10 protein-coding genes are annotated in these 13,487 nt (G+C 56.2%); 4 read left to right on the forward strand and 6 right to left on the reverse strand.

Annotation, left to right across the window (positions count from 1 at the left end):
• Nucleotides 1-170 precede the first annotated feature (170 nt).
• The 4 genes from poxB (at nucleotide 171) to O1722_RS15365 (ending at nucleotide 5,482) form a co-directional block, all read left to right on the forward strand.
• Nucleotides 171-1,889 (forward strand): ubiquinone-dependent pyruvate dehydrogenase, encoded by a 1,719-nt coding sequence (gene poxB / locus O1722_RS15350; protein WP_017693711.1) that lies wholly within the window; start codon nucleotides 171-173, stop codon nucleotides 1,887-1,889.
• 38 nt (nucleotides 1,890-1,927) lie between these two features.
• Nucleotides 1,928-2,929: a low-specificity L-threonine aldolase gene (gene ltaE / locus O1722_RS15355; RefSeq protein WP_015570991.1), complete on the forward strand. Its 1,002-nt coding sequence runs from the start codon at nucleotides 1,928-1,930 to the stop codon at nucleotides 2,927-2,929.
• Between the two features lie 10 nt (nucleotides 2,930-2,939).
• A complete protein-coding gene (locus O1722_RS15360; protein WP_032653116.1) occupies nucleotides 2,940-4,376 on the forward strand; it encodes an SDR family oxidoreductase in 1,437 nt (478 codons plus the stop codon).
• Between the two features lie 92 nt (nucleotides 4,377-4,468).
• Nucleotides 4,469-5,482 (forward strand): NAD-dependent epimerase/dehydratase family protein, encoded by a 1,014-nt coding sequence (locus tag O1722_RS15365; protein WP_017384852.1) that lies wholly within the window; start codon nucleotides 4,469-4,471, stop codon nucleotides 5,480-5,482.
• 138 nt (nucleotides 5,483-5,620) lie between these two features.
• On the opposite strand, the gene O1722_RS15370 is transcribed toward O1722_RS15365, so the two are convergent.
• The 6 genes from O1722_RS15370 to gspL all read right to left on the reverse strand — a co-directional run bounded on the left by O1722_RS15370 (nucleotide 5,621) and on the right by gspL (nucleotide 13,477).
• Nucleotides 5,621-7,432, reverse strand: a complete 1,812-nt coding sequence (locus O1722_RS15370) for a glycoside hydrolase family 19 protein (RefSeq protein WP_017693713.1) — start codon at nucleotides 7,430-7,432, stop codon at nucleotides 5,621-5,623.
• Nucleotides 7,433-7,566: 134 nt separating this feature from the next.
• Complete coding sequence (gene iagB, locus O1722_RS15375) at nucleotides 7,567-8,007, reverse strand: type III secretion system invasion protein IagB (protein ID WP_017384854.1); 441 nt, start codon at nucleotides 8,005-8,007, stop codon at nucleotides 7,567-7,569.
• 102 nt (nucleotides 8,008-8,109) lie between these two features.
• Nucleotides 8,110-10,812 (reverse strand): glycosyl hydrolase family 18 protein, encoded by a 2,703-nt coding sequence (locus O1722_RS15380; RefSeq protein ID WP_033486318.1) that lies wholly within the window; start codon nucleotides 10,810-10,812, stop codon nucleotides 8,110-8,112.
• A 255-nt stretch (nucleotides 10,813-11,067) separates the two neighbouring features.
• Entirely contained in the window at nucleotides 11,068-11,865 is a 798-nt protein-coding gene (locus O1722_RS15385) for a prepilin peptidase (protein ID WP_033486319.1), read from the reverse strand.
• Nucleotides 11,862-12,347: a type II secretion system protein GspM gene (gene gspM / locus O1722_RS15390; protein WP_033486321.1), complete on the reverse strand. Its 486-nt coding sequence runs from the start codon at nucleotides 12,345-12,347 to the stop codon at nucleotides 11,862-11,864. The genes O1722_RS15385 and gspM overlap by 4 nt, the downstream gene beginning before the upstream one ends.
• The gene (gspL, locus tag O1722_RS15395) at nucleotides 12,344-13,477 is read right to left on the reverse strand and encodes a type II secretion system protein GspL (RefSeq protein ID WP_033486322.1); all 1,134 of its coding nucleotides are present in this window, start codon (nucleotides 13,475-13,477) and stop codon (nucleotides 12,344-12,346) included. The genes gspM and gspL overlap by 4 nt, the downstream gene beginning before the upstream one ends.
• Nucleotides 13,478-13,487 lie beyond the last annotated feature (10 nt).

The following is a 13,487-nucleotide window of genomic DNA, read 5'->3' on the forward strand; positions in this document are numbered from 1 at the left end:
TTTACCCGGCCTACATTGTGCCTACTGCCTGTACGGCAGCCCGTTATTTTTTTGACTTTGCCAAGCGCGTCGCGCAGAAAAACCACCTGTACTTAAGGAATACTGAGCAGGCAATACAGCGACTTTCTTCTAAGCTTGTAAGCGATATCACAAAAAGGAGACGGACAACCATGAAACAAACTGTGGCTGCATACATAGCGAAAACCCTTGAGCAGGCTGGCGTAAAGCGTATCTGGGGCGTCACTGGCGATTCTCTGAACGGACTCAGCGATAGCCTTAACAAGATGAAAACTATTGAGTGGATGCCCACCCGCCATGAAGAAGTCGCCGCCTTTGCCGCCGGTGCCGAAGCGCAGCTTACGGGTGAACTCGCCGTCTGTGCAGGTTCCTGCGGACCGGGAAACCTGCACCTCATCAACGGTCTGTTCGACTGTCACCGCAACCATGTTCCGGTGCTGGCGATTGCGGCTCACATTCCGTCATCTGAAATCGGTAGCGGCTATTTTCAGGAGACGCATCCGCAGGAGCTGTTCCGTGAATGCAGCCACTATTGCGAGCTGGTCTCATCGCCGGAGCAGATCCCACAGGTGCTGGCGATAGCCATGCGTAAGGCGATCCTGAATCGCGGGGTTTCGGTGGTTGTGCTGCCGGGGGACGTGGCGCTGAAGGCCGCACCTGAAACCGCCACCACCCACTGGTACTCTGCGCCCCAGCCAACCATTACCCCTGCCGAAGAAGAGCTGAAAAAGCTGGCACAGCTGCTGCGATACTCCAGCAATATCGCCCTGATGTGCGGCAGCGGCTGCGCCGGCGCGCATAAAGAGCTGGTGGAATTTGCCGGTAAGCTGAAGGCGCCAGTTGTGCACGCCCTGCGCGGGAAAGAGCACGTTGAATACGATAACCCGTACGATGTCGGCATGACCGGGCTGATCGGTTTTTCCAGCGGCTTCCACACCATGATGAACGCCGACACGCTGATCCTGCTCGGCACCCAGTTCCCGTACCGCGCGTTCTACCCGACGGATGCCAAAATTATCCAGATCGACATTAATCCCGGCAGCATCGGCGCGCACAGCAAGGTGGATATGGCGCTTATCGGCGATATCAAATCCACCCTCGCCGCCCTGCTGCCGCTGCTGGAAGAAAAAACGGACCGCAAATTCCTCGATAAAGCCCTGAGCGATTATCGCGATGCGCGCAAGGGGCTGGACGATCTCGCCAAACCGAGCGAAAAAGCGATCCACCCGCAGTATCTGGCGCAGCAGATCAGCCACTTCGCCGACGACGATGCCATCTTCACCTGCGACGTAGGAACGCCCACCGTCTGGGCCGCGCGCTATCTGAAAATGAACGGCAAACGTCGCCTGCTTGGGTCGTTCAACCATGGCTCAATGGCCAACGCCATGCCGCAGGCGCTGGGTGCAAAGGCGACGGCACCGGAACGTCAGGTGGTGGCGATGTGCGGCGACGGCGGGTTCAGTATGCTGATGGGGGATTTCCTGTCGGTGGCGCAGATGAAGCTTCCGCTCAAAATCGTGGTCTTTAACAACAGCGTTCTGGGCTTCGTGGCGATGGAGATGAAGGCCGGAGGCTACCTCACGGACGGCACCGAACTGCACGACACCAACTTCGCCCGCATCGCCGAAGCCTGCGGTATCACCGGTATTAGGGTGGAGAAAGCCTCAGAGGTGGACGACGCCCTGCAACGCGCCTTCGCCATCGACGGCCCGGTGCTGGTGGATGTGGTGGTCGCCAAAGAAGAGCTGGCGATCCCGCCTCAAATCAAGCTGGAACAAGCCAAAGGTTTTAGCCTCTACATGCTGCGCGCCATCATCAGCGGGCGCGGTGACGAAGTGATCGAACTGGCAAAAACCAACTGGCTCAGGTAAAACATTTCACAAGACCTCTTAAATTAAAGGGATGTGAAATGATTGATTTACGTAGTGATACCGTTACCCGTCCGGGCCGCGCCATGCTCGAAGAGATGATGGCCGCCCCGGTCGGGGACGACGTCTACGGCGATGACCCGACGGTCAACGAACTCCAGCGCTATGCGGCAGAGCTGAGCGGTAAAGAGGCTGCCCTGTTCCTGCCCACCGGCACGCAGGCTAACCTGGTGGCGCTGCTCAGCCACTGCGAGCGCGGCGAGGAGTATATCGTCGGCCAGGGGGCGCATAACTACCTGTACGAAGCCGGCGGTGCGGCGGTGCTTGGCAGCATCCAGCCGCAGCCGATCGATGCCGCACCGGACGGTACGCTGCCGCTGGACAAAGTCGCGGCGAAAATCAAAGCCGACGATATTCACTTCGCCCGCACTAAACTGCTGAGCCTCGAAAACACCCATAACGGTAAAGTCCTGCCGCGCGAATACCTGAAAGCGGCATGGGACTTTACCCGCGAGCGTAAGCTCGGCCTGCACGTTGACGGCGCACGTATCTTCAACGCCGTGGTGGAGTACGGCTGCGAGCTGAAAGCGATCACCCAATATTGCGACTCGTTCACCATTTGCCTCTCTAAAGGGCTGGGTACGCCGGTAGGTTCTCTGCTGGTTGGCAGCGCGGACTACATCAGGCGCGCCAACCGCTGGCGCAAAATGACCGGCGGCGGGATGCGTCAGGCGGGTATTCTGGCGGCTGCCGGACTGTACGCCCTGAAAAATAACGTGTCACGCCTGAAAGACGATCACGACAATGCGGCGTGGATGGCAGCGCAGCTGCGTGAAATCGGCGCTGATGTCATGCGTCACGACACTAACATGCTGTTTGTCCGCGTCGGCGATGAGCATGCTGCCGCGCTGGGCGACTTTATGAAAGCCCGAGGCGTGCTGATTAACGCCTCCCCGGTCGTACGGCTGGTGATGCACCTTGACGTTAACCGCGAGCAGCTGACCGAGGTGGTGAAACACTGGCAGGCGTTTTTACAGCGTTAAGGAGCATACCGTGCCGCAACGTATTCTGGTGCTCGGCGCCAGCGGGTATATCGGTCAGCATCTGACCACTGCGTTAAGCCAGCAGGGGCACCAGGTGCTGGCAGCGGCACGCAACACGGAACGTCTGCAAAAGCTACATTTGCCTGGCGTGACGTGTCACAACGTTGACCTTAGCTGGCCGAAAGCGCTTCCTGCGCTGCTGGAAGGGGTCGATACGCTTTACTACCTTGTCCACAGCATGGGCGAAGGCGGCGATTTTATCGCCCACGAGCGTCAGGTGGCGATGAACGTTCGTGATGCGCTGCTGCAAACGCCGGTGAAGCAGGTGATTTTTTTAAGCTCGCTCCAGGCGCCTGAGCACGAGCAGTCAGACCATCTGCGCGCCCGACAGCTGACGGCAGAAATGCTGCGGAGCGCCCGTATCCCCGTTACCGAACTGCGGGCAGGGATCATCGTCGGCGCGGGTTCCGCCGCGTTCGAAGTGATGCGCGATATGGTCTACAACCTGCCTGTGCTGACGCCGCCGCGCTGGGTACGCTCGCGCACCACGCCCATTGCGCTGGAGAATTTACTCCATTATCTGGTGGCATTGCTGGCTCACCCGGCGGAGCAGCATCGCGTGCTGGAGGCGGCAGGTCCGGAAGTGCTGAGCTATCAGGCGCAGTTCGAACATTTTATGCGGGTGAGTGGCCGCCACCGCTGGCTGATCCCCATCCCCTTCCCGACCCGCTGGATATCGGTGTGGTTTTTGAATGTGATCACCTCCGTGCCGCCGACGACCGCCAAAGCGCTTATCCAGGGGTTGAAGCACGATCTGCTGGCGGACGATCGCGCGCTGCGCGCCTTAATTCCCCAGGAACTCATCCGCTTTGACGACGCGGTGCGCAACACGCTGAAAGAGGAAGAGAAGCTGGTGAACTCCAGCGACTGGGGTTATGACGCGCAGGCGTTTGCCCGCTGGCGGCCCGAGTACGGCTATTATCCGAAACAGGCGGGCTGTACGGTAAAAACCACGGCCAGCCTGGCAGCGCTGTGGGAAGTTGTGAACCAGATCGGCGGCAAAGAGCGCTATTTCTTCGGCAATATTCTGTGGCAAACGCGCGGCGCGCTGGATCTGCTGGTCGGTCACCGGCTGGCAAAAGGCCGCCCTGCCCATCCCTGGCTGAAGGTGGGCGATACCGTCGACAGCTGGAAAGTGATTATTGTTGAGCCGGAAAAACAGCTGGCGCTGCTGTTTGGCATGAAGGCGCCGGGGCTGGGGCGGCTCTGCTTCACCCTCAAGGACAACGGCGACCATCGTGAACTTGACGTTCGGGCATGGTGGCATCCGCACGGAATGCCGGGTCTGTTTTACTGGTTGCTGATGATCCCGGCACACCTGTTTATCTTCCGCGGAATGGCGAAACGGATTGCGCAACTGGCAGAAGAAAAGCGGGAAAATAACTAAATAAAACTCTTAATCTTTCACCTTTCCCATTGCAACACATCGTAATTCACGAAAGAATGCGCACGAAATTCTTTTCTACACAGTGGATTGTTATGAAGGTACTGGTTACCGGGGCGACCAGCGGCTTAGGCCGAAATGCGGTCGAGTTTCTGCGCAACAAAGGCATCAGCGTGAGGGCCACCGGTCGCAATGAGGCGATGGGTAAGCTCCTGCAAAAAATGGGCGCTGAATTTGTCCATGCCGATCTGACGGAGCTGGTCTCCTCTCAGGCCAAGGTGATGCTCGCCGGTATCGATACGCTGTGGCACTGCTCCAGTTTTACCTCTCCGTGGGGTACCCAGGAAGCCTTTGATCTCGCCAACGTGCGCGCCACGCGTCGTCTGGGCGAATGGGCCGTCGCCTGGGGCGTGCGTAACTTTATTCATATCTCCTCCCCGTCGCTCTATTTCGACTATCACCACCATCGTGATATTCAGGAAGATTTCCGCCCGGCGCGCTTCGCCTGTGAGTTTGCCCGCAGTAAAGCGGCGGGCGAAGAGGTGATCGACCTGCTGGCCCAGTCAAACCCGCACACCCGCTTTACCGTGCTGCGTCCGCAGAGCCTGTTTGGGCCGCACGACAAAGTCTTTATCCCGCGACTGGCCCAGATGATGCACCACTACGGCAGCGTGCTGTTACCGCGCGGCGGCGATGCGCTGGTGGACATGACCTATTACGAAAATGCCGTTCACGCCATGTGGCTGGCGAGCCAGCCGGAATGCGATAAGCTGGTATCGGGCCGCGCGTACAACATCACCAACGGCGAACCCTGTACCCTGCGCAGCATTGTGCAAAGGCTGATTGACGAGTTAAAGATCGACTGCCGGATCCGTTCTGTTCCTTACCCGATGCTGGACATGATTGCCCGCAGCATGGAACGCTTTGGCAGTAAATCGGCGAAAGAGCCTGCGCTGACGCATTACGGTGTGTCGAAGCTCAACTTTGATTTTACGCTGGATATTTCGCGGGCGGAGAACGAGCTGGGATATAAACCGATTGTATCGCTGGATGAAGGGATAGTGCGTACGGCGGCGTGGTTACGGGATCACGGGAAACTTCATCGTTAGCCTTTTGCCCGGTGGCGGCTGCGCCTTACCGGGCCTACAACTGCACCGTACTGTCCCCTCGCCCCCCTGGGGAGAGGGTTAGGGTGAGGGGAAAGAGCAGACACTAAAACGGCAACCCTGGGGGTTGCCGTTTGCTGTTTATAATGCCGTCCAGGCTTCAGCCCATGCCAGACCTGCGCCAGGTTCATAGTACGTCGGCGCATTGTTACACCAGCCGCTGTACGGGAACGGTTTGCACTGGAACAGTTTACCGTGGTTGTTCACGATATCACCGGCGTTGTACTTGCTGTTCGCGCTCCATGCCGGGTAAGACGTATCTTCTCCGGATGGCGTTGCCGCTTTCGCTTTCACGTTCAGCAGGTAAGACGTGGTGCTGCTCAGTTCGCCATCGCTGACGGTCAGGCTCACTTCATACTGCTGCGCCGTCGCAGACTCTGGTGCTGTAAAGGTCACAACCGCTTTGTCCTGACCGGTAACAGTCTGACCATCCTGGGAACGCCAGGTATACGTCAGCGTGTTACCATCTGGATCGGTAGAGCCTTCGGCGCTCAGAGAAACCTGCGCACCCGCTTCCACTGCACCGATCGGACCGGCAATCTGCGCAACCGGCGCGTGGTTCACCACAACCGGCGTTTCATCCGGCGTTGGGGTTGGTGCCGGCGTTTCATCGTCGGATGGCGTCGGTGTTGGCGTGACCGGCGTTTCGTCCGGGGTCTCGGAAGAACCCTCGTCGTTAACAATTTTCACGTTAAAGAAGTGCTGCACGCACTTGCTGTAGTCACCGTCTTTAAATGCGCTGAACGGGGTCTGGTAACCCACCAGCTGGCAAGAGTAGGTTTTGCCGTCCGGAGTATCCGCGCTCCATCCCCAGTCCTGTTCCCAGTAAATCTTCAGGGCGCCTGCGCCACCTTCGTCGAACTGCTTCATGTTGGCGCAACCCAACACTTCGTTCGCCGGAACAGGCACTTTCAGGTAGTTCGCGAACTCTTTGTAGTACTTGATACGGTTTTGAGACTGCGCAATTTCAGTCGGGCCGCCGCACTCAACGCCGCCGTTGATGATCTGGGTGGTCACACCAAAGCCCGGAACCAGACCGTTGGCTTTATCGTGATCGTTCGGCTGCCATGTACCGTCGATCACCTGCAACATGCTTGGTTTTGGCGGCTGCGGATAGGCGAAGAAGAAGATCGCACTCGCCAGGTTCAGCCAGGTGTCCGCCACCAGCTCAGGTTTGTCGAGCAGCGTACGCACGTCGCCGTACATCGCTTCAGAGAATGGGCCGTAGTTGTAATTGTAGGACAACTGTTTCGCACCACGACCGAAGTAGCTCAGGAAATCGCCGTCTTTATCTTTACCGCAAGGCCAGGTCTGCCCCTGCCAGACGTCCGGGTTACATTCGCCGTTATAACCGCCCTTCTGCCCTTCGCTCCAGCCCATTTCACGTACGTGGACCAGCGCCTGACGCCATTCGGCTTCCGGACGCCAGCTTTCGTGGCCGCCGGTCTCCTGGGCAAAATGGGCAAACATGGTGGCCAGCTCTTTGCGGCAGATGGCGTCGCTGTCACGACCGTCATTGTAGGTCTTACACAGCGCCGGGAATTTACCCACGGCTTTCAGGAAGTTGCTGTAGGTATAGGCCTGCGCGCGCAGCGGGAAGAGATATTCCCAGTCGCTGGCTTTCACAATCCCTTCAACGCGTTTAACGTTGTCCGGGTTCGCCGCCCGGCCTGGCTCAATCAATTCAACCTGCGCGTTATCCAGCGTCTGGATGGTCTCTTTAACCGAAGCCATCAGCGGGAAGTCCGTCAGTTCCTTCTCTTTCTTCGCCAGATCGCTGGCTTTGATGGTGTACGGCTCACTGCTGGTCTCCTTCAGGTTAGCAGCCTGAGCCATGAGTGGCGCCACGCAGGCTCCCGCAATGAGTACACTCAGTAACGTCCTTTTGTTCATTTCAGTTTTCCTGTTCGTTTAAAATTAAATGTTATAATCCCGGCTTAGGTATTACTCCGTTAATACATAAACCACATTCAGCTGTTTTCACTTTTCGAAGAACACCTTCAGGAATTCTTCAAAAATAAAAAACGTTAATAACGTGCTGCTAATTTGAGTTGCTGATATTTGGCCCAGACCTTATGGGCATATTTCATCCTCTGCGGATAATTTTCTTTTTTCAGTCCGGCGTTATACGCGCCAACGGCTTCCCAGTTATAGCCATACACCCTGATCATCCCGGCAAGGATAGAAGCCCCGACCATGATCGAGGTACACGGCTCCGTGATTAACCGGTATTCGTCGATTCCTCTGCTTTCCAGCGCGGTAAAATGCGAACTGTTGATTTGCATCAGCCCGACATCCCGCGTGCCATCGCGGTTTTGCCCAACCGCATACGGGTTCATTCCGGATTCCACATTCGCTATCGCGTACAGTAAATAAGGGTCGACATGATAATAATGCGCCGCTTTATTCCAACAGTTTGCCAGAGCGCTTTGGCTTATTATCAATAACAACAAAATCAACTTTTTCATTTTTACCTGCTGACAGTTTCGGTTATTTCTCCTTACCAACATCCTGTAAAATGAATTTTGAATCACTCCCCCTCTAAAAGGGGGAGTCATTAATGGGTTAGATTATTTGCAGTCTGTTGATGCGCCTTCTTTTACCCATACGTCGCTGTTGGCTGGATTATCACCACGGGTCCACCATTTCGCACGGTAAACGTTTCCTTCATAGGTGGTGGTGTCGCCGCCGTTGTAGACCAGGTCAGAACGCCAGTTCATCTTCACGTTGCTTACCAGCTCCCATGCATCCACACCGAAGCCAGGCTGATTGCCCTGAGTCCAGTACTTCGCTTTCCACACCAGATGGTCGAAGCTTACGGTATCGCCACCGTTGTAGATTTTGCTGGATTCCCACGCCGCATATTTGCTGGCGTTAGCATCCACAGGTGCATCGCAGCTCCCTTTGTCAGACGGTGGAGTCACATCATCAGCCGGAGGGGTAACGTCATCCGCCGGGTTAGTGTCTTCGTCATCTGGCACAGGTGCAGGCGCCGCTTTCGGATTCACGGTGACCTGGACGTTAGACTGCACGCTGGTCTTACCGTCGCTCACCACCACGCTCAGGGTGTAGGTAGACGTCGAGCTCACTTCCGGCGCAGTGATGTTCACGTTCGCGGAGTCAGTCCCGGTAGCGTGCATATCTGCTGGTACACTCCAGGCGTAGGTCAACGCATCTCCGTCTGGATCCGCGGCCTGGGCATGCAGCGCATAGGTTTCACCTGATTCAAGCGTGATCGCTTCCATTGGGTTTAAAACCGGTGCCTGGTTAGCTTTCGGCGCCTTGTTCACCACCTGGACATCAATCGCGTTGCTCAGGCCTTTTGCATCGGTCACCGTCAGGCGGAACACCATGGTCTGGTCGGACGTCGCGGCGGCAACGTTAAAGGTCGCTTTCGCTTTGGTGCTGTTGGTGATGGTGACCGACGGACCAGAGACCTGAGTCCATTTGTAGGTAATCGCATCGCCATCAGGATCGCTTGAAGCAGAGCCATCGAGCGTGACGGTTACCGGGCCAGACACGTTCTGATCGGCAGAGGACGCGATTGGCGCGTGGTTGGTGACCTCCGGATCAACCGGCGTAGCGTCGCCGCCCAGCAGGCTTTCGTTCATCGCGTTCAGGATGTCACCGGTGTCAGAGTCGATAGACCATGCGAACAGGCCACCCAGTTTATTCGCCAGAACATACTTACCTTTCGCCGTAGTTGAACGCGCATCTTCATACGTGATCAGGTCGCCGGTAGTTTTGTTGAAGACGTAAGGGGCTTCCGCATCAGCGTCGTAGCCGTATTCCCAGCCTGGTTTGCCTTTGTATTCGTTAACGATCTGACGATAGTCAACCACGCCGGGTTCCCAGGTCCCTTTCACCATACCTGTAGCGGTGCCGGTGAATGGATTGTTACCGGTGTAGCCATGCACGCCGGTCCAGCCGCGGCCATACATTCCCGCACCCACCACGATCTTGCCTGGTTGTACGCCCTGAGAAAGCAGCGCGTTAACGCCATTTTCAGTGGTGTAGTCAGTGTCCGGACGCCATGCTGGCGCGCGCAGCGCCGCCTGGTGGCCGAGAACGGTGTTGCTCCAGCCGCCGTAGAAGTCATAGCTCATCAGGAAGATGTGGTCGAGGTACTGCTGAGCGGCAGTGTAATCCACGTCTTCGATCTTATCGCGGCCTGCACCGATGGCGCTGGTCAGTTCATAGGTACGGCCCGTCTGTGCAGACAGCTCGTTCAGCATGGTGCGCAGGTCGTGCATCAGCGCGGTATAGGTCGCTTTATCCTGCTGCGGATTGCCCAGGTTTTCGCTCACACCGCCGCCGCCAGGGAATTCCCAGTCGATATCCACGCCGTCAAAGAATTTCCAGGTCTGGAGGAACTCTTTCACAGAAGAGACAAAGCGTGCGCGGATAGCCGGGTCCCCCATGTGGAAGAAGGGATCGGAGAGCGTCCAGCCGCCGATAGATGGCAGCACTTTCAGGTCCGGATGCGCTTTTTTCAGCGCCATCAGCTGGCCAAAGTTACCTTTATACGGGTCGTCCCAGCCGGAGACGCCAGCCTGTGGTTTTTGCAGCGCAGCCCATGGGTCGTGGATCGCCACGGTATAGTCAGGTCGGCCCTTACAGTCGTTCTGGAGCACGCGGAAGCTGTTGCCGCCTTCAATGGTTTTCAGGCCGTCGTTGATGCCGTCACCGCCACAGATTGGAATGAAGCCGTACAGAATGTGGTTGAGGTTTGCCGCAGGGATCTTATCAACCGGGAAGTTACGGTCATAAACGCCCCACTCCGGGAAGTAGGCCGCAACCACTTTATCGGTATGCTTCGCAAACGCTTTGTTATTCTCTTTGAGAGACGTATTCAGCGGCAGCAGGTGGCTACCGTCGGTGTCTGCCACAATAATCAGCTTGCTGGCGCTTTTCGCACAGCCGCTGGCGTTACAGACTTCAACCTGTTCCTGATAACGCCCGCCTTTTTTCACTTTAAGCGTTGCAGAGCCCGTCGCGCCGGCTGCGCCGGTCCATACGGTTTGTCCGTCCAGCAGAACTTTCGCTGAAGTTGGCGCATCACCACTCCAGACGTTCCACTCAACTTTTACATCCACGCCATCGTTATGCACTTTGACAAGATTGTTATAATCCTGGGCTGCCTGATCCACTTCCACCAGGGCAAATTTGTCATTGCCATAGCCGATCGTCGGTGCACCTGGCGCTGCTGCAAATGCGGAGCTGGTTGCCGCCGCAATAAAGAGCGCCAGATATTTTGGCTTCATAAATTTCATTTTTATTTCCTGATAAATTTATTCGTAACGTAATAACCCATGTCTTCCGTGAGATCATGGATGCGTTTCGCGTAATGCGTATTTAACCAACGTGAGTGTCGTGAACAAAAAAATTGTTGCTGCGTTGTATTCCTCCATTAAAAGATACAAGCCCAAATTCCGTGTAGCTTATATCCTTTACGATACGCTGAGCATAAAGAGACGTCCTTCTCTTCTACCATCGAAAAAACTCATAAAAAATCTTGACCTGTATATTTAAAATGTAAAAGCAAATTGCTGACTCATAAACACCCCTATTCCAGCAAAGGCGAGATAAGGACCAAAAGAAATAGTGAGGTTATTTTTATTTGAATTATTTACGGCGAAATAACCGACAATACCGCTTAACGCTGCCGCCAGTTCAATGGAGGGCAACGCCTGCCAGCCGCACCAGGCGCCCAGCGCCGCCAGTAGCTTAAAATCCCCGTAACCCAGACCTTCTCGTCCCGTGATCAGACGAAAAGCCCAGTAGAGCAGCCAGAGCGACAGATAGCCCGCCACTGCGCCGAACAGCGCATCGCGTAGCGGCAACGTGTGGTCAAACGCATGGAGCACTAACCCCGCCCACAGCAGCGGCTGGGTCAGGCAGTCCGGAAGCAGCTGGTGCTGCCAGTCGATCATGGCCAGCGGCAGTAAAAAAGCCGCCAGTAACCACAAAGAGAACAGCGCCTGAACGTCCGGCATGCACCAGGCCGTGATGCCAAAAAACAAGGCGGAGATCAGTTCGACCAAAAGGAGTCGCAGCGGGATCGCGCTGCCGCACTGGTGGCAGCGCCCCCGTAATAACAGCCAGCTGAGCAGCGGGATGTTTTCCCACGCGGCAAGCGCGTGCTGGCACACCGGACAGTGCGAGGCCGGAAAGAGCAGATTGCCACTCCCCTCCTCATCCATCACCATCCCCGGTACGCGCTCGGCGACAACGCCAAGAAAACTGCCCACAATGCCGCCCAGGATCGCACTCATTATCGGGAACCCTACCGGGCAGGCGTCCCGCATCAGCGAAAAGGTATTCATGCGTTTCTTGACCAGGTGAGCTGCACCTGCGCTTTTACGTCGCTCAGGTGGTCCACCGGCGTGAGGTTTATTTTTTGCAGTCTCACGCCGGTGGTCTGATTAATTTCGCGCAGCCAGCTTTTTAATTCATACACATTCACCCGATTCACCACGAACGATAAAGTTTGTCCCTCCTGGCGCATATCCGTCAGTGAAAGGTTAATTTCATGGGCGCTGTTCTCGACCACCGTACGCGGATTATTCGTTTTGACTATCTGGACCTGAAGATGATTTTTATCAATTTCACTGCGCATCCAGTTAAGGGTCTCTTTTTGTCTTTTAAGCGTCGACTTACTATTTTGAATCATATTATCCAGGGGGATCACTCCCGTGTAATACACCGCGGCCCCCACAATAGCAACGGCACATATTTTTAAAATAATTTTTTCCCGGGTGCTGTAATTCTGATAGCGTAACTTCAGCTGCGCGATTCGCTCTTTCATTTATGTTTCCCTGCGATCATGGCGGTATACGGTTCGGTTGTTGAAACAGGCTGTAAGGTAAAATCAAAATTCTCACTGGTCTGGTTAACAAACGCCTGCAACGCGGGCTGGTTTTGCGCGCTGACGCTCAGCGTCAGGGTGTTTTGCTGCGCATCGTACTCCAGCAGATCGATCTCCATCGCAGGAACTGACTGCCGGGCGTTCTCCAGCTCATCAAGCTGAAGAAAGAATCCCTTGCTCTGTTTTTTCAGGCTTTGACCAAAGTGATATTTGATATTGGTCTGCTGGCGCATGCTGGGGAAATGGTGCTGATAAACCTGGACGATCTCCTCCTGCACCCGATTTTCCTGCTGCACAAGCATCCAGGCCATTGCAATGCGTGGCCCCAGCAGCAGAGCAACAGACAGCACGCCCGCCGCCACCATCGCGGCTTTCATACTTTTCGCCGCCCGCCCATTACCGGCCTTAAGGCTGAATTCACCGTGAAGCAGGTTAACGCGGCAGGTTTGCCACTGCGGCTGAATCAGTGCCAACGGATGCTGCCAGGCATGCTGCACGTCAACGTGCACCTTCGCAGGCGCATCGCCGTAACACCACACTTCCCCGACCCCGGCTTTCTGCATTAACAGCGGCAACAGGGTTGCCTCCATTTCACCTGCCACATGGGGCGATAAACGCAGCCAGTAGCTATCATCCTGTGCGACCAGCGTGCTGCCCCCTGTCGTCACGGGTAGCAGCCAGGCATCAGGCAGGGCCTGAATCACGTTTAATCCGGCCTCCTGACAGCGGGTTAATGCCGCGCGCAGGCGGTCGGCGTCAATGGCCACGGCGTCGACGTCGGCGCCTTTTTTGTGGAGTACCGTCCAGTGGAGGTTGTCCACGTCGCCAATCAGCGTCTCTTCCGCCATCCACGAGAAGGCCATCGCCTGAGAAGCCATCTTTTTCGGCAGCGTAAAATGGCGGAAAATCATGTCGCTGGCGGGCAACAGGAGACAAACGCGCGTAGCCAGGGGGTGTTCGGCCAGCATCTCCAGGCTGTCGACCACCTCGTCGCGCTCGCTGCCGGACTCACACCACATTATTTTCCCGCCCTCGCGGCTGTCGGGACGAACAAAAAGTACCTGTTTCATAACGTTCTAC

The sequence above is a fragment of the Enterobacter cloacae complex sp. HYC003_NIDB genome, assembly GCF_056673375.1.